This window comes from Kitasatospora sp. NPDC002965, assembly GCF_040611255.1.
In the GTDB taxonomy this organism is placed as follows: domain Bacteria; phylum Actinomycetota; class Actinomycetes; order Streptomycetales; family Streptomycetaceae; genus Kitasatospora.
Genome location: NZ_JBEXNT010000007.1, coordinates 78,715 through 103,628, shown reverse-complemented (window position 1 = coordinate 103,628; position 24,914 = coordinate 78,715). Strand labels below are relative to the sequence as shown.

22 protein-coding genes are annotated in these 24,914 nt (G+C 73.8%); 11 read left to right on the top strand and 11 right to left on the bottom strand.

Going from position 1 to position 24,914, the window contains the following annotated elements; genetic code table 11:
- The first annotated feature begins 131 nt into the window (after positions 1 to 131).
- Genes ABZY91_RS05345 through ABZY91_RS05320 form a run of 6 tightly spaced genes read left to right on the top strand, consistent with a single transcriptional unit; the run spans position 132 to position 5,403 of the window.
- Positions 132 to 1,301 (top strand): ABC transporter substrate-binding protein, encoded by a 1,170-nt coding sequence (locus ABZY91_RS05345; RefSeq protein ID WP_355399863.1) that lies wholly within the window; start codon positions 132 to 134, stop codon positions 1,299 to 1,301.
- Between the two features lie 52 nt (positions 1,302 to 1,353).
- Positions 1,354 to 2,334: an ABC transporter permease subunit gene (locus ABZY91_RS05340; RefSeq protein ID WP_355399861.1), complete on the top strand. Its 981-nt coding sequence runs from the start codon at positions 1,354 to 1,356 to the stop codon at positions 2,332 to 2,334.
- A complete protein-coding gene (locus ABZY91_RS05335) occupies positions 2,322 to 3,161 on the top strand; it encodes an ABC transporter permease subunit (protein ID WP_329948660.1) in 840 nt (279 codons plus the stop codon). The genes ABZY91_RS05340 and ABZY91_RS05335 overlap by 13 nt, the downstream gene beginning before the upstream one ends.
- A gap of 47 nt (positions 3,162 to 3,208) precedes the next feature.
- Positions 3,209 to 4,288 (top strand): ABC transporter ATP-binding protein, encoded by a 1,080-nt coding sequence (locus ABZY91_RS05330; RefSeq protein WP_355399859.1) that lies wholly within the window; start codon positions 3,209 to 3,211, stop codon positions 4,286 to 4,288.
- Between the two features lie 41 nt (positions 4,289 to 4,329).
- Positions 4,330 to 5,076 (top strand): HAD family phosphatase, encoded by a 747-nt coding sequence (locus tag ABZY91_RS05325; protein ID WP_355399857.1) that lies wholly within the window; start codon positions 4,330 to 4,332, stop codon positions 5,074 to 5,076.
- A gap of 6 nt (positions 5,077 to 5,082) precedes the next feature.
- Positions 5,083 to 5,403 (top strand): multidrug efflux SMR transporter, encoded by a 321-nt coding sequence (locus tag ABZY91_RS05320; protein WP_355399855.1) that lies wholly within the window; start codon positions 5,083 to 5,085, stop codon positions 5,401 to 5,403.
- Positions 5,404 to 5,519: 116 nt separating this feature from the next.
- On the opposite strand, the gene ABZY91_RS05315 is transcribed toward ABZY91_RS05320, so the two are convergent.
- Complete coding sequence (locus tag ABZY91_RS05315) at positions 5,520 to 5,873, bottom strand: hypothetical protein (protein ID WP_329876283.1); 354 nt, start codon at positions 5,871 to 5,873, stop codon at positions 5,520 to 5,522.
- 288 nt (positions 5,874 to 6,161) lie between these two features.
- Between ABZY91_RS05315 and ABZY91_RS05310 the strand changes: the two genes are divergently transcribed.
- Positions 6,162 to 7,154 (top strand): AraC family transcriptional regulator, encoded by a 993-nt coding sequence (locus ABZY91_RS05310; RefSeq protein ID WP_355399853.1) that lies wholly within the window; start codon positions 6,162 to 6,164, stop codon positions 7,152 to 7,154.
- 279 nt (positions 7,155 to 7,433) lie between these two features.
- Here ABZY91_RS05310 and ABZY91_RS05305 read toward each other — a convergent pair whose 3' ends face one another.
- The gene (locus ABZY91_RS05305) at positions 7,434 to 8,330 is read right to left on the bottom strand and encodes a formylglycine-generating enzyme family protein (RefSeq protein ID WP_355399940.1); all 897 of its coding nucleotides are present in this window, start codon (positions 8,328 to 8,330) and stop codon (positions 7,434 to 7,436) included.
- Between the two features lie 172 nt (positions 8,331 to 8,502).
- Positions 8,503 to 9,963, bottom strand: coding sequence for a sulfatase (locus ABZY91_RS05300; RefSeq protein WP_355399852.1), 1,461 nt, complete (start codon positions 9,961 to 9,963; stop codon positions 8,503 to 8,505).
- Positions 9,964 to 10,514: 551 nt separating this feature from the next.
- On the opposite strand from ABZY91_RS05300, the gene ABZY91_RS05295 reads away from it, so the two are divergent.
- On the top strand, positions 10,515 to 11,210 hold the full coding sequence (locus tag ABZY91_RS05295; protein WP_355399850.1) for an HAD family hydrolase: 696 nt from the start codon (positions 10,515 to 10,517) through the stop codon (positions 11,208 to 11,210).
- 228 nt (positions 11,211 to 11,438) lie between these two features.
- On the opposite strand, the gene ABZY91_RS05290 is transcribed toward ABZY91_RS05295, so the two are convergent.
- The 4 genes from ABZY91_RS05290 to ABZY91_RS05275 form a co-directional block, all read right to left on the bottom strand.
- Positions 11,439 to 12,122, bottom strand: coding sequence for a phosphonatase-like hydrolase (locus ABZY91_RS05290; RefSeq protein WP_329876300.1), 684 nt, complete (start codon positions 12,120 to 12,122; stop codon positions 11,439 to 11,441).
- An 11-nt stretch (positions 12,123 to 12,133) separates the two neighbouring features.
- A complete protein-coding gene (locus ABZY91_RS05285) occupies positions 12,134 to 13,255 on the bottom strand; it encodes a TIGR03364 family FAD-dependent oxidoreductase (RefSeq protein WP_329876302.1) in 1,122 nt (373 codons plus the stop codon).
- A gap of 217 nt (positions 13,256 to 13,472) precedes the next feature.
- Complete coding sequence (locus ABZY91_RS05280; RefSeq protein WP_329876304.1) at positions 13,473 to 13,985, bottom strand: pyridoxamine 5'-phosphate oxidase family protein; 513 nt, start codon at positions 13,983 to 13,985, stop codon at positions 13,473 to 13,475.
- A gap of 153 nt (positions 13,986 to 14,138) precedes the next feature.
- Positions 14,139 to 14,834 (bottom strand): phosphatase PAP2 family protein, encoded by a 696-nt coding sequence (locus ABZY91_RS05275; RefSeq protein ID WP_355399938.1) that lies wholly within the window; start codon positions 14,832 to 14,834, stop codon positions 14,139 to 14,141.
- Positions 14,835 to 15,499: 665 nt separating this feature from the next.
- Between ABZY91_RS05275 and ABZY91_RS05270 the strand changes: the two genes are divergently transcribed.
- Positions 15,500 to 17,260, top strand: a complete 1,761-nt coding sequence (locus ABZY91_RS05270; protein WP_355399847.1) for a GAF domain-containing protein — start codon at positions 15,500 to 15,502, stop codon at positions 17,258 to 17,260.
- Here the strand turns inward: ABZY91_RS05270 and ABZY91_RS05265 are convergent.
- Positions 17,212 to 17,712, bottom strand: a complete 501-nt coding sequence (locus ABZY91_RS05265) for an SsgA family sporulation/cell division regulator (protein ID WP_329876308.1) — start codon at positions 17,710 to 17,712, stop codon at positions 17,212 to 17,214. The two genes, ABZY91_RS05270 and ABZY91_RS05265, sit on opposite strands and share 49 nt — an antisense overlap.
- 406 nt (positions 17,713 to 18,118) lie before the next feature.
- Here ABZY91_RS05265 and ABZY91_RS05260 point away from each other — a divergent pair, with 406 nt between their 5' ends.
- Positions 18,119 to 19,582, top strand: coding sequence for a hypothetical protein (locus ABZY91_RS05260; protein ID WP_355399845.1), 1,464 nt, complete (start codon positions 18,119 to 18,121; stop codon positions 19,580 to 19,582).
- Between the two features lie 193 nt (positions 19,583 to 19,775).
- A complete protein-coding gene (locus tag ABZY91_RS05255) occupies positions 19,776 to 21,035 on the top strand; it encodes a TerD family protein (RefSeq protein WP_355399936.1) in 1,260 nt (419 codons plus the stop codon).
- Positions 21,036 to 21,146: 111 nt separating this feature from the next.
- On the opposite strand, the gene ABZY91_RS05250 is transcribed toward ABZY91_RS05255, so the two are convergent.
- The 3 genes from ABZY91_RS05250 to pruA all read right to left on the bottom strand — a co-directional run bounded on the left by ABZY91_RS05250 (position 21,147) and on the right by pruA (position 24,826).
- Entirely contained in the window at positions 21,147 to 21,839 is a 693-nt protein-coding gene (locus ABZY91_RS05250; RefSeq protein ID WP_355399934.1) for an RraA family protein, read from the bottom strand.
- Between the two features lie 295 nt (positions 21,840 to 22,134).
- Complete coding sequence (locus ABZY91_RS05245) at positions 22,135 to 23,064, bottom strand: proline dehydrogenase family protein (protein ID WP_329876311.1); 930 nt, start codon at positions 23,062 to 23,064, stop codon at positions 22,135 to 22,137.
- Between the two features lie 133 nt (positions 23,065 to 23,197).
- Positions 23,198 to 24,826, bottom strand: coding sequence for an L-glutamate gamma-semialdehyde dehydrogenase (gene pruA, locus ABZY91_RS05240; RefSeq protein ID WP_329876313.1), 1,629 nt, complete (start codon positions 24,824 to 24,826; stop codon positions 23,198 to 23,200).
- Positions 24,827 to 24,914: the final 88 nt, after the last annotated feature.

Genomic DNA, 24,914 nt, shown 5'->3' with positions numbered 1-24,914 from the left:
GTTGGCTAGTCAACTCGGGCGCCGAACAATCGGCCGCTCACCCCGGCCCGGCCGCCCCGGCCACCCCACTCGCCCGACGAATCCCCGCGAAACGCACCCCTCGCAGTACGCCCTGATCAGGAGACTGACCCGTGACCGTGCACCGTGCCCGCGCCGCCGCTTTCGCGGCCGTACTGACCGCCGCCGCGCTCTCCCTCACCGCCTGCGGCTCCGCCGGTTCGACCGCCAAGGCCGGCGACGCCGCCAAGGCCGGCACCAAGGACGCCAAGGAGGCCACCTCCGCGGCCGACCTCGGCGGCATCGACGGCCTGATCGCCGCCGCCAAGAAGGAGGGCAAGCTGCACGTCATCACGCTGCCCCGGGACTGGGCGAACTACGGCAAGATCATCGACGGCTTCAAGGCCAAGTACGGCCTGGAGGTCGAGGAGGAGAACCCGGACGGCTCCAGCCAGGACGAGATCAACGCGATCACCTCCCGCAAGGGCCAGGACCGCGCCCCCGACGTCGTCGACCTCGGCAGCGCGTTCGCGCTCCAGGCGGTCAAGGACGGCCTGCTCGCCCCCTACAAGGTCGCGACCTTCGACAAGGTCCCGGCCTCCCAGAAGGACGCGGCCGGCGCCGCCGTCAACGACTACGGCGGCTACATCTCGATCGGCTGCGACGCCAAGAAGATCGCCAGCTGCCCGAAGACCTTCGCCGACCTGCTCAAGCCCGAGTACAAGGGCCAGGTCGCCCTCAACGGCAACCCGACCAAGTCCGGCTCGGCGTTCGGCGGCGTCTACGCGGCCGCGCTCGCCAACGGCGGCTCGCTGGACAACATCCAGCCCGGCATCGACTTCTTCGGCAAGCTCAAGCAGTCCGGCAACTTCAACCCGGTCGAGTCGACCCCCGCCACCATCGAGAAGGGCGAGACCCCGATCTCGATCGACTGGTCCTACCTGAACGCCGGTTACAGCGACCAGTTCAAGGACAAGGGCGTCGACTGGAAGGTCTCCATCCCCTCCGACGGCAGCTACGCCCAGTTCTACAACCAGGGCATCAACAAGTGGGCCCCGCACCCCGCCGCCGCGCGCCTGTGGCAGGAGTACCTGTTCAGCGCCGAGGGCCAGAACCTCTTCCTCGGCGGCTACGCCACCCCGTCCACCTTCGACGCCCTGAAGAAGGAGGGCACCCTCGACGCCACGGCCGCCGCCAAGCTGCCGACCGTCGAGAAGCCCTTCACCACCTTCCCGACCCAGGACCAGATCACGGCCGCCAAGAAGGTCGTGACCGAGAACTGGACCAAGGCGATCGCGGGCTGACACTCCCGCCCCGCACCGCACTTCGGGCCGACTCCACCGCGAAAAGGCACTCATGACCACGGCTCCCACCCCGGTGCCGACCACCCCCGCCGCCACCGACCTCGGTGGCGGCGCGGGGGCGTCCGGAACCGCCACGACGTCCACCCCCACGACCACCGTCCCCGCCCCCCGGCGGCGACCGCTCGCCCGGCTCGGCGGCGCCTCCTGGCTCGCCACCGTCCCGCTCCTGCTCTTCTTCCTCGTCGGCTTCGGCCTGCCGGCCGTCGCCATCGTGATCGGCGCGTTCACCACCTCCACCGACGCTGAGGGCGGCGGCGGCCAGTTCACGTTCGACAACATCACCGCCTCCGTCCAGGGCGCCTACTGGACGGCCATGCTGAGCAGCCTCAAGCTCTCCGCGCTGACCGCCCTGCTCGCCACCCTGATCGGCCTGCCGATCGCCCAGGCCGTGGTCACCTCCCGGCACACCTGGCTGCGCCAGGCCGTGCTGACCGCCTCCGGCGTCCTCGCCAACTTCGGCGGCCTGCCGCTCGCGTTCGCGTTCGTCGCCACCCTCGGCAACGCCGGCGAGGTCACCCAGCTGCTCCACCTCACCGACCACGGCTGGACGCTCTACTCGTTCACCGGACTCACCATCGTGTACCTGTACTTCCTCATCCCGCTGATGGTGCTCACCATCACGCCGGCCCTGGACGGCCTGCGGGTGCAGTGGCGCGAGGCGGCCCAGAACAACCGGGCCACCACCGTCCAGTACTGGCGGCACGTCGCCCTGCCGATCCTGCTGCCCTCCCTGCTCGGCGGCTTCGTCCTGCTGTTCGGCAGCGCCTTCGCCGCGTACGCCACCGCCGCCGCGATGGTCGGCGCGACCGTCCCGCTGGTCAGCCGCTCGATCGCCGACGCGCTCTCCGGCAACGTGCTGGTCGGCCAGGGCAACCTCGCCCTCGCCCTCAGCCTCAACATGATCGTCGTGGCCGTCCTCGTGATGGCCGTGTACCTCCCCCTCCAGCGCCGGAGCGCCCGATGGCTCAGCTGACCCCCACCCGTACCGGCCGCACCAAGGTGCGCTGGTGGCGCGGCGCCGTCCTGGGAATCGCCGGGATCTACTTCGTCGTCCCGCTCGCCGCCGCCGGCTACTTCTCGATCGACGAGCCCCAGGGCTACTCCTTCGAGGCGTACACCGGGCTGCTCTCCGCGCCCGGCTTCCTCGACAGCCTCTGGCTCACCCTCGGGCTCGCCGTCGTCACCGTCCTGGTGCTGCTGCTCCTGCTGGTCCCCGCCCTGATCGCGGTCCGGCTCGGCGCGCCGAAGCTGCGCCCGGTGATCGACGTGCTCTGCACCCTGCCGCTGGTCGTCCCGCCCGTCGCCCTCACCGCCGGCCTGATCGGCGTGCTGCGCTGGGGCCCGGACTACCTGATGGACACGCCGTTCTTCCAGACCTTCGTGTTCGTCCAGGACCCGGACTTCCCGCTGGTCCTGGTCATCGCCTACGTGCTGATGGGCCTGCCGCTCGCCTACCGCGCGCTGGACGCCGGCCTGCGCGCCGTGGACGTCCGCACCCTGGTCGAGGCCGCCCGCAACTGCGGCGCGAGCTGGCCGCGTGCGGTGTTCACCGTCGTCCTGCCCAACCTGCGCGGGGCGCTGCTGAACGCCTCCTTCCTCACCCTGGCCCTGGTGCTCGGCGAGTTCACCGCCGCCTCGATCCTCGGCTACCAGCCCTTCCCGGTCTGGATCTACACGGTCGGCAACAGCCAGGCCCACATGTCGGTCGCGGTCTCCATCCTGAGCCTGCTGATCACCTGGCTGCTCCTGCTCCTGCTGGCCACCCTCGGCCGCGAGCGCCACGCCAAGACCACGTCCTGACCTCCCTGACCGCACGCCGGCCTCCCCCGCACCTCCGGAGAACTCCCGTGACCTCCCTCGCCGTTGAGAAGACCGCCACCCGATCGGGCGGCGCGACCGTCGAATTCCGCTCGCTGCGCCGCACCTTCGGCGCCACCACCGCGCTCGACGGCCTCGACCTGACCGTGCAGCCCGGCGAACTCCTCGCCCTGCTCGGCCCGTCCGGCTGCGGCAAGACCACCGCGCTGCGCATCCTCGCCGGCTTCGAGCAGCACGACTCCGGCCAGGTGCTGGTCGACGGCGAGGACATCACCGCGATCCCCGCCCACAAGCGCGACGCCGGCATGGTGTTCCAGTCGTACAGCCTCTTCCCGCACCTGACCGCAGCCGACAACGTCGCCTTCGGCCTGCGGATGCGCGGCGCAGGCAAGGCCGAACGCCTCAACCGGGCCAAGGAGCTGCTGGAGCTCGTCGGCCTGCCCCAGCACGCCGACCGCTACCCGCACCAGCTGTCCGGCGGCCAGCAGCAGCGCATCGCGCTCGCCCGCGCGCTCGCCCTCCAGCCCCGCGTCCTGCTGCTCGACGAGCCGCTCTCCGCACTCGACGCCAAGGTGCGGCTGTCCCTGCGCGAGGAGATCCGGCGCCTCCAGCAGGAGCTGGGGATCACCACGCTGTTCGTCACCCACGACCAGGAGGAGGCGCTCTCGATGGCCGACCGGGTCGCGGTGCTGCGCGCCGGCCGGCTGGAGCAGTGCGCCGCGCCCGCCGAGCTCTACGCCCGCCCGGCCACCGCCTTCGTCGCCGAGTTCGTCGGCACCATGAGCCGCATCCCGTGCGTCCGGGCCGGCGACGGCGTCGAGGTCCTCGGCCGCCGGCACGCCGTGGACGGCGAGCTGCCCGCGGACGGCTCGCTGGACGTGCTCGTGCGGCCGGAGAACGTCGCGCTGGCCCCGGCGGCGGACGGCCCGGCCCAGGTGGTCTCCGCGTCCTTCCTGGGCGCCGTCACCCGGCTCACCGTCCGGCTCGGCGACGGCACCGAGGTCAAGGCCGACCTGCCGACCGAGACCGCCACCGCACTGCCCGTCGGCTCGCGCGCCGCGCTGACCCTGCCGGAGCGCCCGGTGCTGGTCGACCGCCGTACGGTCTGACCCGTCCGCCCTCCTCCTGATGAACCACCGAAGGTACCGCCATGCCTGCATCCGCTGAATCCGCCGTTCCTGCTGTTCCTGCTGTCCCCGCCGCACCGGTGTCGCCGGCCGCACCCGCCGTGACCGTGACGCCCGCCGCCGTCCTCTTCGACATGGACGGCACGCTGGTCGACACCGAGCACCTCTGGTGGCAGGCCGCCGCCGAACTCGCCGACGAACTCCACCACTCGCTCACCGACTCCGACGTCCCCGAGGTGCTCGGCCAGGCCGTCGAGCACACCGCCGCCCACCTCCACCGGGTCAGCGGGACGTCGCTGAGCGAGGCCGAACTCGCCGACCGGCTCGGCGACTCGTTCGCCGGCAAGGTCGCCGCCGAGACCGTCCCCCGGCCGGGCGCGCTCGCCCTGCTCGCCGAACTGCGCGACGCCCGCGTGCCCACCGCACTGGTGTCGGCCTCGCCGCGCCGCGTCGTCGACATGGTGCTCGGCACCATCGGCCGCGACTGGTTCGCCGTCACGCTGGCCGCCGAGGACACCCCGCGCACCAAGCCCGCGCCCGACCCCTACCTCGCCGCCGCCGCACGCCTCGGCCTCGACCCGGCCGCGTGCGTCGCCGTCGAGGACACCCCGACCGGCGTCGCCTCCGCCACCGCGGCCGGCTGCGCGGTGCTCGCCGTCCCGTCCGGCGACACCCGGATCCCGGGCGGTTCGCGGGTGACGCTGCTCGACAGCCTGGAGCACGCCGACGTCGCGTTGCTGGGGAAGCTCACCGCCGCGTTCGGGGTCTGACCTCCCGTGCCCTACGTACTCCTGGCCCTGGCGATCCTCAGCGAGATCTGCGCCACCAGCTGCCTGAAGCTCACCGAGGGCTTCAGCCGGCTCTGGCCGAGCGTGGGGGTGGCGATCGGCTACGTCCTCTCGTTCTACCTGCTCGGCAGGGCGCTGAAGCACATCCCGGTGTCGGTCGCGTACGCGGTCTGGTCGGGAGCGGGGACGGCGGCGGTCGCCGGCATCGGCGTGGTGGCCTTCGGCGAGTCGCTGGGGCGGTTGCAGTGGCTGGGGCTCGCCCTGGTCGTCGTCGGCGTGGTGGTGCTCAACCTGAAGGGCAGCCACTGACGCACGACCGCCCACGGAGCAGGAAGTCGGCCGCCCCGACTTCCTGCTCCGTTCCGCTGCCCTCGGCCGCCCGCCGGCCCGCCGGCCGGCGGGCGTCGGAGGTCAGGGGTCAGGGGTCAGTTCCAGACCTCGCCGTAGAACTGGTTGCCGGTGCCACGCAGGTAGTAGTGGGCCCCGTACAGGCCGCCGGTGCACGCCTGCTGCCACCGGAACGGGTTGGTCGCGATGGAGCCGACCATCACGCCGGTGTCGGCGTCCCACAGCTCGGCACGACCCCAGTAGGACAGCGCGGTGTGCTGCCCCCCGAAGCACACCTGGTGGTTGCCGTTCGCCGGGATGCTGCTACTGGTGCAGACCCCGCCCCCGCTCGAACACGACGCGGACGCCGCGCTCGCCGGGGACGCCGCGAAGAGTCCGAAGACGGCCATCGCCGACGTCGCCACGACTGTCCGGACGATTCTCTTCCTCATGGTGCTTCCTCATCTGTCGACCGATGTTGCCGGGGAGCGCCCGTGGGATCCGGCCCCGGAGGCGTGCCCCCGGGTGCGTCGGCGTCGCCCGCCGGGCCGCTCGATCCACCGCTCACTCTTCCAAGACCCGGCGCACCGGTCATCGGCGTTGAGTGCACCGGATCTTGACGGACAGTCGACTCGGCCGGCCGAACCCGGCACCGGACACCGGAGCGGTCGCCGGCGGAGCGGCCCGGAGCCCGGGGATTTCCTTGCGCGGTCCGCCCCGGCCGGTGTAGACCCGTGATCATGCTGCCCGAGAGGACGTTCCGCAGTGCCGACCTGCCGCCCGCCGACCGGTTCGAATGCTGGCGGGCGCTCATGTCGGAGACGCACGCACCCATGGACATGTGGAGCGACCACGCTGCCGACTTCTGGGTGAACCAGCGGACCATCGCACTCGGCGAGATCACCGTCTATCCCCTGGAATGCCAACCCCTCACCTTCCGTCGCACACGGAAGCTGATCGGGAGGTCGGACCCCGACGCCCTCCACATCTCGCTGGTCAAGCGCGGGTCGGGAGTGGTCACCCAGGGCAGGGACAGCGTCGCCCGCAAGGAGTTCGAGTACCACACCACCGACACGTCGCTCCCGTTCGTCAGCGCACTCCAGGAGCCGTTCAAGATCATCGGGGTCGAGGTGCCCAAGGCCCTCCTTCCGCTGCCTGCGGGCACCGCCCGACGGATCGTCGGAAGGAACATCTCGGCCCGAGGCGGAATGGGAGCCCTGCTGGCCACGTTCCTCGACCAGGTGACGAGGGAGAGCCACTCCTACCAGCCGGCCGACGCCCCGCGTCTGAGCACGGTGCTGACCGACCTCGTGGCCGCGCTCTTCGCCGGTGTCCTCGATGCCGACCGGTCGCTGACCCCGGAGACCCGCCAACGCACCCTGGCGCTCCGCATCATGGCCTTCGTGCGGAACAACGCCGACGACCCGCAGCTGGACATCCGCGCGATCGCCGCCGCGCACCACATATCCGTCAGCTATCTCCACCGCCTGTTCCAGCGGGAGGGGAACGGAGCCACGGTCGCGAGCTTCCTGCAACAGCAGCGGCTCGCGCGAGCGCGGCAGGACCTGGCCGACCCCGCGCACCGGGGGGTGCCGGTGCACGTCATCGCCGCGCGGCGGGGCTTCAGCCACGCGTCGGCGTTCGGCCGGGCGTTCCGCGAGGCCCACGGTGTTCCCCCCGGCGCCTTCCGCAGCCGGTCCCTGGCCTCGGACACGGCACCGGAGGCAGAGTGACGGAGCGGACGATCGCGGGCGGGCAGGCGCTGCCCGATCGGCAGCGGACTCGTCCTGCCGCCGGGAACCCGCCTGGAGCAGCCTGAAGAGAGGCCGCGGGGAGGCCGTGGGGAAGCCGGCACGACGCGGTCGACCTTTCCGGGGAAGCGCCGTGTGCAGGTGAATCACCACCGCCCGGCGGCGCACGGGCGGCCCGCCCCGCCGGGCAGCCACCGTGTGCCGTCCCCGAGAGTCACCCCGGGAAGTCTCCCGGGACAACCGGCCCGGACAACCGGCCGCTCAGCCGGCCGGCACGGCGTCGGCCGCCACCCGGAATCCGATGTTGCCGGCCGAACTGTCCGGCGTGTTCGAGCTGCGCGCCGCCACCCGGTAGCGGTTGCAGTACGACTCGTGGCACATGTGGGAGCCCCCGCGCATCACCCGCGCCGAGCCGTCCGGCGGCCCGGCCGGGTCGTGGCCCGGCCCCGTGCGGTGGAAGCCGGGGCTGAACCAGTCGGCGCACCACTCCCAGACGTTGCCGACGGTGTTGTACAGCCCGAAGCCGTTCGGCCGGAACGCGGTCACCGGGGCGGTACCCCGGTGACCGTCCGCCGCCGTGTTCAGCGTCGGGAAGACGCCCTGCCAGATGTTGCACAGGTGCCGTCCCCCCGGCATCAGCTCGTCGCCCCACGGGTAGCGCCGCTGCTCCAGCCCGCCCCGGGCGGCGTACTCCCACTCGGCCTCGGTCGGCAGCCGGGTGCCGGACCAGGCGCAGTACGCCTGCGCGTCGTTCCACGAGACGTGGACGACGGGGTGGTTCTGCCGCGTCGTGACGGAGGAGCCCGGCCCCTCCGGCGACCTCCAGGTCGCCCCGGCGACCGCCCGCCACCACGGCACGGCGGCCACCGCGGGCGAGGCGGCGGCGAGCTCCCCGGGCAGGAAGCCCTCGAAGACGTAGGAGAAGCCGAAGGTCTCCGCCTCGGTGCGGTGGCCGGTCGCCTTCACGAAGGTCGCGAACGCGGCGTTGGTCACCGTGGTCGGCGCGATCCGGAACGGGCTCAGCTCGACCGGCCGGACGGGCCCCTCGCCGTCGGCCGGGTAGCCCTCCCGGTCGTCCGTCCCCATCAGGAACCGCCCGCCGGGCAGGCCGGTCAGCTGCCGCGCGACACGCAGTGCCCGCGGGTCGGCGAGCGGCAGCACGGTGGCGGTGGTCCCGCCGGTGTCCGCGCCGCGTCCGGGGGTGCAGCAGGGCTTGGTGGTCGGCACGGGGTTCCTCGTTCCGGGTGGTCGGTGCGGGGCCGGCGCCCCGCACCGGGCGAACCGGGTGCGGGGCGCCGACCACCGGTGGTCGAGCGGTCGGGCGGCCCGGTCAGGCGACCCGGTCGGCGGCCAGCTGCGCCGCCAGCGCCGGGACACCGAGCGCCTGCTCCTCCTGCGGCGTCGCCTGGTACAGCAGGTTGGTCAGCTGGTACGGATCGGCCGCCAGATCGTAGTACTCGCGGAACTTCACCTCTCCGGTGCCGGACACCGTGCCGTTGGCGTCGGTGTGCAGCGCGTAGTACTCGGTGTACTGCCGGTCCTTCGCGACGTACGAGGACCAGGTGGGCGGGCCGCCCGCCGCCGTGCCCTGCTTCCACCACTCGACCAGCAGGTGGTCCCTGCTGTAGGTGCCGAGCAGCGAGTGGCCGTCCTGCGGGGTGCCGGGCGTGATGCCGGCGGCGTCGAGGATGGTCGGGGCGATGTCGATGTTGGCGACGATCCGGTTGTCGACCGTGCCCGCGCCGAGCCCACCGGCCGGCCAGGACAGGTAGAACGGCACCTCGTGGGCCGGGGAGTAGGGCACGGACTTCTTGAGCCAGCCGTGGTCGGCCCAGGTGTACCCGTTGTCACCGACGTAGATGACCAGGGTGTTGTCCAGCTGGCCGAGCGCCACCAGCTTGTCGTGGATCGCCTGGACGGCGTCGTCGACCGAGAGCAGGCTGCGCAGCTGCCGGGTCCGCAGCGCCTGGGCGTCGGCGAGCGTGGAGGTGGCGTTCTTGATGTAGCCGGGCTTGTCGCTGCGGTCGGCCTCGGGCACGGAGGGGCGGCCGTTCCACGGCGGCACCACCGTGTCGGCGTACTTGGCGGCCGGGACGTTCGGTTCGTGCGAGGCGTAGGGGGTGACGTAGGCGAACCAGGGGCGGGTGTCGGTGGCGGCCTTGTCCAGGAAGGCCAGCGTGCGGTTCTTGATGATGTTGGTGGTGTACCCGGTGAGCGTCTGGACGGTGCCGTCGATGTTCCAGTTGGCGTTGTTGAAGGCGGGCTGGAGCAGCGCCCACTCCTCGAAGTGCGGCGGGTTGTCGGCCAGCGCCCAGGAGTTGAGGTACTTGCCGAAGAGACCGGTGCGGTAGCCGGCCTGCCGGAGGTGGCGCTGCACGGTGGTGTTCTGGTCGAGACTGTGCGACGCACCGTTGTTGCGCACGCCGTGGTTGTGGGCGTAGCGGCCGGAGAACACCGACGAGCGCGACGGCGCGCAGAGCGGTGTGCTCACGTGGCCGTGGCTGAACCGGACGCCCTGGCCGGCGATCCAGTCCACGGTCTTCTGGATCGCCCATTCGGTGTGCTTGGGCTGGTCGTCGGTGACGATCAGCAGGATGTTCGGCCGGGCGGCGGCGCCGGCGGCGGCCGCGGGCCGGGCGGCGGCGAGCTGGAGTGCGGCGGGGGCCGCCGCGGTGGCCGCCACGGCGGCGGCGCCCGTGAGGAACCCCCGCCGGCCGACGGCCTGCGCCCGGCCCTCCCCGACCGGACCGCCGGTCGAATTGCCGGTCGAATCTCCCGTGGAATCGCTCATTCGAATTCCCTCCGTGCTTTTCGGTGATCCCGGCAGGCCGCTCACGGGAAATCCCGGTTCGGCATTGCCGGAAATCGGTGCCGGGAAGCGGAACTCCGGCCCGCGAGTCGTCCGCACCCGCACCCAGGACGGCGTCCTCGGGCACGGCGAGTCGCCGGCAGTCCGCCTGAAAGGAACCGGGGCGCCTCGTCTACCTGCACGAACGGTGCGAGTGCGAGCCACCCCGAGGAATCGCGACGCGGGTCGGCCGGTTCCCGTCCGTCCTTCGGGGAACCGCCGCCCGACTCACGCCGAGTGGGCTGTACAGAGGGCGCTCGCCAGCCGTCCGAAATCGACATGCCGACGAGCAGCCAGGAAATCGCCAGCTGCCATGCGAGCGACTGTAGGAGTTGCGGGGAGTCGCTGGCAATACCCGGGGAGAATTGTTGCGGCGCCATGACGGATATCGGGACCCATGTTTCCGCCGGTATCCTCCCGCCGGCCCCCTCCCGCCGACGGACGGCCCTGGCGCGGCCCGTCGGCGGTCGGGCGTCCCCCTATGCTGTCCGGTCATGATCACTTCACCGGCGCCCTCACCGGCACTCCCGTCGGCACCCTCACCGGACCCGATACGGCTCGTCATCTTCGACTGCGACGGGGTCCTCGTGGACAGCGAGCGGATCGCCGCCCGCATCCAGGTCGCGCTCGGCGCCGAACTCGGCTGGCCGCTCACCGAGGCCGACGTGGTGGAGCGCTTCATCGGCCGCTCCCAGGCGTCGATCCACGAACAGATCGCCGCCCGGCTCGGTGAGGAGACCGCCGGAGCGTGGTGGGAGGCGTTCGTCCGGCGGCACGCCGAGGAGGTGGACGCCGGACTCACCGCCGTCGACGGCCTGCCGGAGGCGCTGGACGCGATCACCCTGCCGACCTGCGTCGCCTCCAGCGGTTCGCACGAGAAGATGGCGCACACCCTCGGCCGCACCGGGCTCCACCACCGCTTCGCCGGCCGGATCTTCAGCGCCACCGAGGTCGCCCGCGGCAAGCCGGCCCCCGACCTCTTCCTGTACGCGGCGCAGCGGATGGGCGTGCCGCCGTCCGCCTGCGCCGTCGTCGAGGACAGCGAGCCCGGCGTCCGGGCCGCCCGCGCCGCCGGCATGCGCGCCTTCGGCTACGCCGGGGGTCTCACCGCCGCCGAGCGGCTGGCGGGCCCCGGGACCGTCGTCTTCGACGACATGCGGGAACTCCCCGCCCTGCTCGCCGCCGGATAGCCGTCGCGCGGCGGCCGGCCCGGACAGCGGCCCCCGACCGGCGCCCGACCGGTGCAGCCCCACGGACCCGGTCCCCCCGGCCCCGGCCCACACGCGTACGGCCGACCGGCCGCCCCCCCTCGCGGCCGTCGACGGACCGCCCGGCACCGCGCTCGGCCCACACCGGAGCGGGGTGCCGGGCGGCCGACCGGGCGGGCGCGCCCACGGCCGCGCCCGCCCGGCACGGGATCAGCCCACCGGACCGAGCAGCCCCGGCAGTTCGACGACGGACGTCAGCACGTGCGTCGCCCCGTCGGCCCGCAGCCGCTCCTCGCCGTGGGCGCCGGTGAGCACCCCGGCCACCACGGACGCCCCGGCGCGCGCGCCGGTCAGCATGTCGTAGCCGGTGTCGCCGGCCACCGCGATCTGCCGCACGGACTCGGTCCCGGTGCGCAGCAGCGCGGTGAGCGCGAGGTCGGGGTACGGGCGGCCTCGGCCCGCCTCGGCGGGGCAGAGCGTGAGGTCGGCGATCGACTGCCAGCCGAGCGCGGTGAGGATGCGGTCCTGGGTGGCCCGGGAGAAGCCGGTGGTGAGGACCACCGTCCGCCCCTGGCCGCGGAGTTCGGCGATCGCCTCGGCCGCGCCGGGCAGTGCCGCGCAGTGACCGGCGTCGACCAGGTCGTGGTAGGCGGCCTCGAAGGCGGTGTTCGCCCGCTGGGCCTTCTCCTCCTCGCCGAACAGGTGCCGGAAGACGGAGATCTTGGACTCGCCCATGGTGGCGCGGACGTGCTCCAGCATGCGGGCGTGCTCGGGGCTGCCGGCCTCGACGCCGAGGGTGCCGGCGGCGGCCTGGAAGGCCCGCTCGACGAGGCCGTCGTCGGCCACGGTGGTGCCGGCCATGTCCAGGACGACCAGGCGGATGTCGTACGACATTTCAGTTCCTCTTACAGGTTGGCGAGTTCGGCGGTGGTTTCGGCGATGGCGGGCGAGCAGGTCATGCCCCGGCCGCCCGGGCCGGTGACCAGCCAGACGCCGTCGCGGACGCGCTCGCGGTGAACGACCCGGGTGGTGTCGACGCACTGCGCGTACACCCCGGCCCAGCGGCGCCGGACCCGGGGCAGCGGGCGGCCGAGCAGTTCCTCGGCCACGCCGACCAGGTGGTCGTACGGGTCCTCGACCACGTCGAAGCCGAACGGCTGGTCGTACTCGTGGGTGTCCCCGATGGTCAGACCGCCGTCCCGGCGCTGCACCATCAGCAGCTGCATCTTGTGCTCGGCGGCGACCGGCGGCTGCGGCTGAACGGCCTTGAGGTGCTCCAGCGCACCGCCGGCGAAGGCGGGGTAGTAGCGGAAGGAGTCGCCGTCGGCGACGGAGGTGGTGAGCGGTTCACCCAGCGGGTCGGTCTGCATCATCTGCAACCGCACCTTGCGGACGGGCAGTTCGGGGGCGAGCTCGCGGACCAGGCCGCCCAGCCAGGCGCCGGTGCAGAGCACGACGAGGTCGCCGGTGTGGGTGTCGCCGTGGTCGTCGCGGACGGCGTTCTCGCCGATGACGTCGCGGACCTCGCGCCCGGGCAGGAAGGTGTACCGGCCGGTGGCCAGCAGGGCGGCGCGCAGCGCGGGCTGGGCGGTGCGCGGCTCGACGGCGGCGTCCCGGTCGCACTGCAGGGCGCCGAGCAGCTTGCCGCGCAGGGCCGGGTTGGCGGCCCGGGCCTGTTCCGCGTCGAGCAGCCGGTAGCCGCGCGCCGCGGCGTCCGGCAGGGTCAACGCCTGCTCGGCGACGGCGAGTTCGGCCTCGGTGCGGATCGCGGTGAGCGAGCCGTTGGCCCGGAAGCCGAGGTCGGGCACCTGGCCGCCGATCCGCTCCCAGAGCTCGCGGGCACGCAGCGCGGTGTCCAGCTCCTCGCCCTGGGCCCGGCCACTGACCCAGACCAGGCCGAAGTTGCGCACCGAGGCGCCACGCGCCTCGGCCTCCCGCTCCAGGTGGACGACCTCGTGGCCGCGTTCCACGGCGTGCCAGGCGTGCATGGTGCCGAGCACGCCTGCTCCTACGACGATGACTCTCATGCGGCCAGGGTGGTGCCGCCAGGTGACCGAGGGGCGTCCGAGCGGCGGCCCGCAGATGAACCGACCGAAAAGTTGTACAGCCAACCTGGGGCGAGGGCCGCGGCTCGGGCCCGAGGCCGGGGCGCGAGGCCCGGGGCACCCGCCCCGAACCCCGCCCGGCCCCGCCCCGGCAGCTCGCCCGGGTGCCCGGTGCCGGGAACCCGTGCCGGGAACCCCGCTACCGTCGCACCGTCGCCCGCAGGTAGTTCCGCCGGCCGAACTTCGGCTCGTCCACCGCCGTCAGCTCCTCCACCTGGAACCGGTACAGCGCCGCCGCACCGCCCCCGGTGAGGAACTGCCGCCGGATCTCCGCGTCCTGCGCGAAGGCGGGGTACCGACCCTGGTAGGCGGCCAGCGCCGACTCGGCCTGCCGCCCCCACGCCTCCCCCGCGCTGCCGGTCAGCTGGAGGCCGCGCAGTTGCTCGCCGAAGACCGGCGGCGGCAGGAAGACGGTCGCCGCCGCCCGGGCCTCCTCGGCGAGGTGGTGGCTGTGCCGGGTGGCACGCTCGCTGACGAAGTAGAGGACGAGGTCCTCGTCGTACGCGAAGAAGGCGAGGTTGGCGTGCGGGCCGTGCTCGTGGCCGGCGGTCGCGAGCGTGAGCACCATCGCCTCGGCCAGCAGCCCCTCGACCCCCTTGCCGAGCTCCTCGGCCGGCCAGTCCCCCTGGGTGATGTCGAGTCCGTACGGCATGGGCAGCACTTCCCTCCACTGGCACGCCCGGCGCCCGTGGCGCCCGGGCACGACTGAGCCGGGCGGGTGCCGCGTCCACAGGGGCCCCACGCCCGGCTCACATGCTCTCCCCGCCACCCCGGTCACACAAGGGTCGGACGGCACCCGTCCCGCTCAGCCCCGCCGCATCGTCGCCGGCGGTCGGCCACCGGCCGGCGCGGGCAGCCCGGCGCCGAGGAGCGGGCGCAGCGGACCGCTCCGCACGCGGTCGACCAGCGGCGCGGCCCGGCCCGCCACCGACGCGAGCGGAAGCGCCACCAGTACGCCGACCACCGCACCGGCCAGCACGTCGTGCGGGTAGTGCACGCCCACCCACACCCGGGAGGCACCCATCAGGACGGCGGCGACCCCGGCGATCCACCCGATCCGCCGGTCGGCGAACCAGAGCGCGGCGGCGGCGGCGAACGCGACCACCGTGTGGTTGCTCGGGAACGACCAGTCGCCGGGTCCGGGGCAGGTCTCCAGGGTGTCGCGCACCCCGAGCTGGGCGCAGGGCCGGACCTCCTCCACCACTCCCTTGAACACCGAGTTCACCGCGTACGCGACGACCACGATCAGCGGCGAGGCGAGTACCCGCGCTATCACCGCGGACCCGGCCCCCCGCGCACGCCACCACGCGGCGAGCATGAGCAGCGCGAAGAGCGCCAGGCCGAGCGCGGACCAGAGCGCGACCAGCCGGTCCAGCCAGTGCGGCGCGGCGTCGGCCCAGCCGACCACCCGGGTGTACAGGCCGCCGTCGACGCCGCTGCCGTCGTAGGCGGCCTGCGGACCGGCCGCGTACGACGCGGGCGCGGGGGCGGGGACGGTCACGGCCGCCGCCGTCGGCAGCAGGACGGTCACCGGCGGGCCCTTCCGGGGCGGAACACTTCGAGAACAAACGGGAGCATGGAGACAACTACTACCAGAACAGTGGTCGCCACCGGATACCGATTGATTCCGGGCACGCCCGGCGGGCCCTCCTCGGGCGGCCTCGCAGGTCGGCGGCCGGCCCCGCCTCGCTCGCCGCCTCCGGACGCTCCGGCGGCGACCCCGTGACCGGCATCCGGACATGCGCCCCCGACGCGCCTCCGTGCGCCCGACGCGCATCCGTCACGACCGCCGCGACCGGTCCGTCACCCGCCGCGGCTCCGCCCCACTCCGCCCCGCAGCGCCCCGCCGCAGCCCCGTTCCCGGCCCGCGCCGGACCCGCCGCACCCCCGCCCCACCACCCGGCACGACACCGCGACCCGGCACGGGACCGCGCCCCGGAAGGCCGCCCGCCCGCCTCGCCCGCCCCGCCTCCGGCCACGCACCACCCGCCCCCGCAGCCACACCGGACCCGACGCCCGGCGGTCATAACTCATTGGCATGTTCACTCTCATACCCCGTGGTATTCCGACTTGGCAGACCCCATCCCCAGGAACCGGCAGCGCCCGTACTCTTTCGTCAACGCGTCAACCCGGCGCGCCCTCGAACGGCGGCGAGGAGCAAACGGAGTGCGGCAGACCGGACGGCAGACCCGACGACCCGAACGTCGAACTCCGCAGACCGCTGCGGAGCTGGCCAAGGTCCACGAGCGCGCCCTCGCCGAGGCCGCCGCCCGCAGCGCCGCCCGGGACGCCGCCCCCGACGACGACCAGTCGCGCCTCGAACCCCGTCCCGAGATCGGCGACTCCTGGGCCCGCCTGCGCCGGCTCGGCCTCGACCCGGACTCCGGCGCCGCCGCCGTCCACCTCGGCCCCGCCGAAATCGAACACCGCCGCCGCACCAGCGGCCTCGACCCGGTGCTCCCGGTCCTGCGCGACACGCTGCTCGAACCGGTCGGCCAGGCGCCGCTGATCCTGGCCATCGCCGACGCCGACGGCCACATCCTCTGGCAGGAGGGCGAACGCGGCCTGCGCCGCAGCGCCGACCGGATCGGCTTCCTCACCGGCGCCCGCTGGGTCGAGGAGAGCGTCGGCACCAACGGCATCGCCGCCGCGCTCCGCGCGCAGCGCCCGATGCACGTCCACTCCGCCGAGCACTACCTCCGCAGCCACCACTCCTGGACGTGCGTCGCCGCGCCCGTCCACGACCCGGGAACCGGGCGGCTGATCGGTGCGATCAACCTGAGCGGACCGGCCCACACGGTCCGCCCGTACCTCCTGCAACTGACCGCCACCGCCGCCAGACTGGCCGAGACCGAGCTCCGCGCCCGGCGGCTGGAGTCACTGCACCACCTGCGCACCCTGGCGGCCCCGCTGCTGGCCCGGGTCAACGGTCCGGCCCTGGTCGTGGACGCCGCCGGCTGGACCGCCGCCGCCGCCGGATTCCCCCCGCCCGCGCGGCTGCGGCTGCCCGCCGGCGGCTGGGGCTCGGCGGCCGTGCACTGGCTGCCGAGCCTGGGTGAGTGCGTGATCGAGCCGCTGGCCGACGGCTGGCTGGTCCGCCCGGTCCGCCCCCAGGACGACGACCCGACCGCGACCGGCGGTCCGGACGGCCGGCCCGACCAGGGGCTGCTCGCCGAGCAGGCCGAGGGCGCCCGGCTCCGGCTCGACCTGCGCCGGCCGGACCGCGCCGAGCTCTCGGTGCACGGCGCCGCCGGCAGCTGGTCCCACGGGCTCAGCCCGCGCCACGCCGAACTGCTCCTCCTGCTCGCCACCGAGCGGGACGGCCACACCGCGGCCCAGCTGGCCGACGGCCTGTTCGGCGACCCGGCCCGGACGGTGACGGTCCGGGCCGAACTGTCCCGGCTCCGCCGCTACCTGGGCGGCCTGCTGGCCCACCGGCCGTACCGGTTCGCCGAGTCGGTGCTGGTCAGCGTGCTCGGCCCGGAGGACCCGTACGACCTGCTGCCGAGCTCGTCGGCACCGGCCGTACGCCGGCTCCGGACGGGGTTGGCCGACGGCACGGCCCGGCTCCCCGGCCCCCCGCCGTTACCGGGCCCGCGCGGCCCCGGCGACGCGGCCGTGCCACGAGCCCTGCCCGCACACCCGTCCCGACCCCGCGCGCCCCACGCACACCACCGGAACGCGCAGCCCGTCTCCGGGCAACCGGTCTCCGGACAACCCGTCTCCGTGCAGATCGTTTCCGTACAGCCCGCCTCCGCGCAGCCCGTCGGCACGCAGCCGGTCCGCTCGCAGCTCCCGGGCGCACACCTGCCCCCGCCGTCGCCCGCCGGCCCGCAACCCTCGCGCGCCCAGCCTCCGGGCCCACGGCCCGTCCGGCCTCAGCCGCCCGTCAGCAGCTCGGACAGCTGGGCGTCGGTCGGCCCGTAGGCGCGCTCCGCCTCCTCCGAGACCAGCGCGTACGTGCGGTCCAGCCAGGCCCGGACCTTCGGCTTCGAGACCTCCAGCAGGGCGCTGCCGTGTGGCGATTCCAGCGCCAGGTGCAACGTCGAGCCGTGGCACGGACAGTACGCCGGCCACAGCTTGACGTCGCCCTGACCGCTCAACGAGCGCAGGCCGTCGCGCAGAAGTTCACGCGAGAACACCCAGTCGGCCTCGTCCGGCCGGCCCAGGTGGAACGTCAGCAGCACCTCGTACGGGCGGTCGGCGTCGAACCGGAACCGCGTGCGGACCTCGCCGACCACCTCCTCGCCCAACGAGATCCGCAGGGTCAGCACCTCCTCCACCGCCGCCGGAGCGGCGGTGGAGCCTGCCTCATCGCCGCCCGTGGGGGTAGCGGCGAGAGGGGCACTGGAGGGTGCTGACAGCGGGTCGGGCGGCATGACGATCTCTCCGGGACGGCGTGGGATGGCATCAGCCTGCGCCACTGGTCACCGGGCGGCAAGGGTTGCAAGGAGGTTGCAATAATCCCTGCCCGACCGGGCAGATCCTTACCGATCCTGTCAGACGGACCGTCAACTTCCGCTATCCGACGGGTTGTCCACGGATCGGATCGGTTCCGTCCAAGGGCTGGCCACCCCCGGGCCGCCCGCTGGTACGCTCGTCCCCCTGCCGGCGCGCGCCCGCGCGCGAGTCCCGGTGGACCCCGCACGCGCAGCCCCGGACGAGACCTCGCCGGACCGGCCGGCCAGGCGGCCGTCCGCCCGGTCCGGCAGCACCGGCGCCGCCGTCGGTACGTGGGAGAATGCGACGACCGCAACGGCGACTTCAGGGGAGGGAGGGGGCCCGGTGACTCTGTCCGAGGACGCCGGTCAGGACGCGGCGTACCCGCACGACCGACACCGCGAACGCCACGGCCGGCACGGTCGGCACGGTCGGCCGAAGCCGTTCGGCGGGCGCCTCCGGCTGCCCACGCTGCGGTTCTCCGGTGCCGCGATGGCGATGTCCACCGTGGTCGGCATCAGCATCGCCACCACCTTCCTGCTCAACGAGCAGCAGGGCGTGGGCCGGCGCGCCGGGGTCGCCCGGGTCGGATCCAGCGGGCCGCCCAGTCCGGCCTCCCCCGACGCCAACGGACCCTCCTCCGACCCGACCGCCACCGGGCCCGCGGGCCGCGCACCGGCCGTCCCTCCGCAGGCCGGCGGAACCGGCGCGCCGGGACCGGCCGCGGGGACGCACTCCCCCGGCCCGTTCGCGTCGGGCGCGCCGCGCCCTGGGAGTTCCGCGTCCGGCCGACCGCTCGCCGAAGGTCCGGCCGCCTCGCGCGGCCCGGCCACCTCGCACGGCCTCACCGGCGAACCCTCCGCCCAGGCACTCGGCGGGAACGGGCCCGGCGGGAACGAGGCCCTGGGCGGCGATCCGAGACCCGGCCCGAGGGCCGCCGACGGCCGGCAGCCCGGCGCCGACCCGGCGGGCACCGACGGACCGCAGGCCGACGGGTACCCGGCCGCCGAGCGGCCCCCCGCCGGAGAGCCCGCCGACGGCACGTCACCGTCCGGACCGTCACCGTCGGCCCCCGCGCCCTCCGTTCCGCGGCCGCTCGTCCCGTCGCCGGGCGGCGTCGCGCCCCGCCCGCCCGTCGCGCCCCCGGGCCCGGGCGGCCTGACCTCCGAGGAGACCGGAGGCAAGGAGACCGGAGGACGGGAGACCGGCAACGAGAACCCGACCGCCGGGACCGAGAACGGCACCAAGACCGGCAACACCGACCACACCGACCGGGCGCTGACCGGCGCCGCCCTGGTCCAGTCCCTCGGCCGCGACGGCACCCGGCACCTGCTCGCCCTGACCGTCAGCGAGCCGCTCACCGCGCTGCAGACCGAGTTCCGGCTCGCCCCCGGCACCCTGGCGCCCGGTTCCGGCACCGCCTGGACCGACCTGGCGGGCGCCGTGGCCACCACCCACCACGAACGCGGCGCACTCGTCTACCGCTTCACCACGCCGCCCGGCACCGACGTCCGCCCCGGCCGGTACGTCTTCGGCGTCCTCGGCAGCCGCTCCACCGCGGCCACCGCCGCACCGGGCGCGGGACCCGCGCCGACGGCCCCCTCCGCAGCGCCCGCGCCGAGTGCCGCCCCGCGCCCGGCCACCGCGCCGGAGACCTGGAGCGCCGCGGCCTTCGGCATCCAGCACCCCCGCGCGGTCGCCGCCCTCGGCACCTTCGCACCCCCGACGGCCGCACCCGGCGCCCCCGCCGGACCCTCCGCGTCCGCCGTACCGCGCCCCCGGGCCCACGCGACCGCACCGGCCCGCTGACCTGGCCCGCTGTCCCGGCCCGACCACCGGGTCGCCCGCCGGAGGACCGCCCGGCCACCGGACGGGTCGGCTCCCGTTCGGGCTCATCTCGGCCACCTCGTTCGTTACTGTGGTCGCCAGTCGGCACAGCCGTCCCGTCCCACGGGGCCGGCCCCGCACCACCGCATCCCAGGAGGAGTTCGTGTCCACGGTCCTGACCCAAGGCGGAAACGCCCCGCTGACCACCGCGCGGGTGACCGTCGAGGTCACCGCACCCAAGGCGCTGGACGTCTCGGGCCTGCTGCTGACCGATGACGGTAAGGTCCGCTCGGACGCCGACTTCGTCTTCTACAACGCCCCGAACGGGCCCGGCGTGACCCACCGTCCGGCTTCCGCCGGCGGCCCGGACGCCATCGCCATCGACACCACCGCCGTCCCGGCCGGCATCACCAAGATCGTGGTGACCGCCAGCCCGGACGAGTCCGGCGCCACCTTCGCGGGCATCGAGCCGACCGCCACCGTCCGGGACAGCGCCACGGGCGAGGTGCTGGTCACCTTCACCCCGCCGCCGCTCGGCCGGGAGACCGCCCTGATCGTGGTCGAGGTCTACCAGCGCAACGGCGCCTGGAAGGTCCGCGCGGTCGGCCAGGGCTACGCCGACGGCCTGGCGGGCATCGCCACCGACTTCGGCGTCAGCGTCGAGGAGCCGGCCGCCCCGGCCGCCACGGCCCCCGCCGCAGCCCCGGTCGCCCCGCCCGCCGCGCCGGCCCCCGCCGCGCCGACGGCCCAGACGGTCCGGACGCCCGTCGACCCCCGGGTCGCGATGGCCTCCGCCCCGCCGATGCCGCAGGGCGCCCCGCCCGTGCCGCCGGCGCCTCCGGCCGCACCGTCCCTCACCAAGGTCACCCTGGACAAGGGCCGGGTCAGCCTCACCAAGGGCGGCTCGGTCTCCCTGGAGAAGAACGGCAAGCCCTTCCTCTCCTCCATCCGGATGGGCCTCGGCTGGGAGCCCGCGGGCCGCGGCCGCAACATCGACCTCGACGCGTCCTGCATCGCCTTCGACGCGAAGCGCGAGAAGCTGGACACCGCCTGGTTCATGAAGCTGGGCATCTTCAACGGCTCCGTCGTCCACTCCGGCGACAACCTGACCGGCGAGGGAGGCGGCGACGACGAGTCGATCACCGTCCACCTCAACGGCCTGCCGCCGGAGGTGTGCGGCCTGGTGTTCGTCGTGAACTCCTTCTCCGGGCAGAAGTTCACCGACGTCAAGAACGCCTACTGCCGTCTGGTCGACGCGTCCTCCAACCAGGAGCTGGTCCGCTTCGACCTCACCCAGTCCGAGCCCCGCACCGGCGTGGTGATGTGCAAGCTGGTCCGCCAGTTCTCGGGCGAGTGGGTGATGACCGCGATCGGCGAGTACGTCGACGCCAAGACAGCCCGGGCGATGGTCAAGCCCGCCGCCTCGATGCTCTGACCGCACCCGCACCGGCACCGGCACCACCGAGGGCCCGGCCGCTCCCGCGAACAGGAGCAGCCGGGCCCGTCGGCTCCCTGCCGCGTCAACCCGTTCGCGCCCTCGGGGCGGCTACTCCTCGATCGCCCCGCCCACCTGCCGGAGGTGCCGGCGGAAGGTGTACTCCGGCTCCCGGGCGCGGCGCTCCAGGTACTGGTCGAACGCGGTCTGCCTGCGCAGCGTGTCACCCGAACGGATCCGCTCCGCCTGGACGCGCTCGGTGCGGGCGATCCCGACGGCGGTCTCCAGTACCTCGTCCACCCGCGGGCCCGGGACGAACAGCGCGCCGTCCGCGTCCGCGAACACCACGTCCCCGGCGCTCACCAGGTGCGGGCCGAAGCGGGCCGTGGTCAGCGCCTCCGGCTCCCGGTCGTCCACCCGGACCGGCCCGAGCGGCAGGCTGCCGTAGCTGAACACCGGAAGCCCGATCTCCAGCAGCTCCGGCGTGTCCCGGTGCAGCCCCCACACCACCAGCCCGGCCACCCCGGCGGCCCGCGCCTCCAGCACCGCGAGGTCACCGACGCACGCCTCGTCGACCCGCCCGCCGTTGTCGATCACCAGCACGTCCCCGGACTCCGCGGAACCGTACGCCTCCAGGAAGACGTCGACGCTGCCGTAGTGCCGCACCGGCAGCACCCGCCCGGCGACGCGGCTCCCCGGGGCCACCGCGACCACCCCGGCGGGCGCCACCCGCACCTCGACGCCGAGCCGCACGCACGCGTCCGCCACCAACGGCGTCGACAGTTCCGCGAACCGCTTCATCACCATGCCAACTCCTTCTTCCCGCAGCCCAGTTCACCAGCGGGAGGATCCTACGCCGCAGCCGGCTCACACCATCGGGTGAAAGACCGTCGCGAACGGCGCAACTCCCCCGACCCGCCATTGGCGTGACGCGCATCCGAAGGAGGGGCATCACGAGTGCTGTGGTGCATGACATGAGCAACCGATCACGGGTTCCCTGCCGCAGGAGGACTTCCTCCGAGCTCCGGCCCCGGACGACGAGAACGGCCCGCACCCCTCCGCGCATCGGGGGTACGGGCCGTGTCCTCGGCGGCGGTCGTCAGCCGCGGGTCGCCATGGCACGCAGGAAGAACGTCAGGTTGGCCGGGCGCTCCGCGAGGCGGCGCATGAAGTACCCGTACCATTCCTGCCCGTACGGGAGGTACACGCGCATGGTGTTGCCCTCGCCTGCGAGGCGCAGCTGCTCCTCGGGGCGGATGCCGAAGAGCATCTGGTACTCGAACGAGTCCCGCTTGCGGCCGTTCCACTGGGCCAGCTGGCCGGCGATCTTGATCATGTTGGGGTCGTGCGAGGCGATCATCGGGTAGCCCTCGCCGGCCATCAGGACCTTGAGCGCGCGGACGTACGCGAGGTCGACCTCGTGCTTGCCCTGGAAGGCGACCGACTCGGGCTCCTTGTAGGCGCCCTTGCAGAGGCGGACCCGGGAGCCGGCGCCGGAGAACTCGCGGCAGTCGGCCTCGGTGCGGCGCAGGTAGGCCTGGAGGACGACGCCGAGCCACGGGTAGTCGGCGCGCAGCTCGCGCGCGATCGACAGGGTGGAGTCGGTGGTGGTGTGGTCCTCCATGTCGAGGGTCACCGTGGTGCCCGCGTCGGCGGCGGCCTCGCAGATGCGGCGGGCGTTCTCCAGCGCGATCTTCTCGCCGTCCACCGGGAGGAACTGGCCGACGGCCGAGAGCTTGACCGAGACCTCGGCGCCGGCGGCCAGGCCGGTGTCCTTGAGGGCCGCGAGCAGGTGCTCGTAGGCCTCGGCGGTACCGGCGGCCTGGGCCGCGTCCTGGGTGTCCTCGCCGAGGTGGTCCAGGGTGACCTTGCGGCCGGTGGCGACCAGGTCGTCGCAGGCGGTGACGGCGTCGTCGAGGGCCTCGCCGGCGACGAAGCGCTCGACTATCGCGTGGGTCGGCGGGAACTTCTCGACGACGGTGCGGACCTGCGGGGAACGGGAGGCCGCGAGGAGGGCGGAACGGAGCATCGTGACTCCTGGAACTGGTGCTTCTAGGGGTGGCAGAAAGGCGGGCGGCGGACCGGGGGGTGGGGTCCGCCGCCCGAGGGACGCCCGGTTGCGGGACCGGGCGTCAGGGGACAAGGTCCCGGGGGGAGGACGTTCAGCCCATGTGCGGGTAGCGGTAGTCCGTCGGCGGGACGAAGGTCTCCTTGACCGAACGGGTCGAGGTCCAGCGGGCCAGGTTCTGCTTGGCGCCGGCCTTGTCGTTGGTGCCCGAGGCGCGGGCGCCGCCGAACGGCTGCTGGCCGACGACCGCGCCGGTCGGCTTGTCGTTGATGTAGAAGTTGCCGGCCGCGTTGCGCAGCTTGAGCATCGCGTGCTGGACGGCCTCGCGGTCCTGGGAGATGATCGCGCCGGTCAGGGCGTAGTCCGACACCGACTCCATCTGGGTCAGCATCTCGTCGTACCGGTCGTCCTCGTAGACGTGCACGGCGAGGACCGGGCCGAAGTACTCGTCACGGAAGTACTCGCTCGCCGGGTCCTGGCAGACCAGGACGGTCGGGCGGACGAAGTAGCCGACGCTGTCGTCGTACGTGCCACCGGCCAGCACCTCGACCTGCGGGTCGGCCTGGGCGCGGTCGATCGCGGCCTTGTTCTTGGCGAACGCCCGGTCGTCGATGACGGCGGACATGAAGTTCGACAGGTCGCTGACGTCGCCCATGGTGAGGCCGTCGACCTCGTCGCGGAACTCGTCCTTCAGCTCGGCCCAGATGGACGCCGGGACGTAGGCGCGCGAGAGAGCCGAACACTTCTGGCCCTGGAACTCGAAGGCGCCGCGGGTCATCGCGGTCTTCAGGACGGCCTTGTCGGCGGACGGGTGGGCGACCAGGAAGTCCTTGCCGCCGGTCTCGCCGACGATCCGCGGGTAGGTGCGGTAGCCGGAGATGTTGGTGCCGACCTCGCGCCACAGGTGCTGGAAGGTGGCGGTGGAGCCGGTGAAGTGGATGCCGGCCAGCGCCGGGTGCTTCAGCGCGACCTCGGAGACGGCCAGGCCGTCGCCGGTCACCATGTTGATGACGCCCTTGGGCAGGCCCGCCGCCTCCAGCAGCTGCATCAGCAGGTGCGCGGAGAACTGCTGGGTCGGCGACGGCTTCCAGAGCACCACGTTGCCCATCAGCGCCGGCGCGGTCGGCAGGTTGCCGGCGATGGCGGTGAAGTTGAACGGGGTGATCGCGTAGACGAAGCCCTCCAGCGGGCGGTGGTCGCTGCGGTTCCACACGCCGTCCGAGGAGATCGGCTGCTCGGCCATGATCTGCCGGGCGAAGTGCACGTTGAAGCGCAGGAAGTCGACCAGCTCGCAGGGGGTGTCGATCTCGGCCTGCTGGGCGGTCTTGGACTGGCCGAGCATGGTGGCGGCGGCCAGGGTCTCGCGCCAGGGGCCGGCCAGCAGGTCGGCGGCCCGCAGGAAGATCGCGGCGCGGGAGTCGAAGGAGAGCGCCTGCCAGGCCGGGGCAGCGGCCAGGGCAGCATCGACGGCGTCCTGCGCGTCCGCCTGGGTGGCGTTGCGCAGGGTACCGAGCCTCGCCGCGTGGTTGTGCGGCTGGACGACGTGGATCTCGGCGCCGGCGCCCATGCGGCGCTCACCGTTGATCGTCATGGTCAGCTGGACCGGCTCCTGGCCGCCCAGCTCCTTCAGCTTGGCCTCCAGACGGGCCCGTTCGGGGCTGCCCGGGGCGTAGCTGTGGACCGGCTCGTTCACCGGCGCGGGGACCTGGGTCACAGCATCCATGAGCGCACGCTCTCCTTCATGTCTTGCGGGGATGCCGGCGCGGGTCGCACGACGGCCACAGGACGAACGCTATTCCCGCACCGGGGCC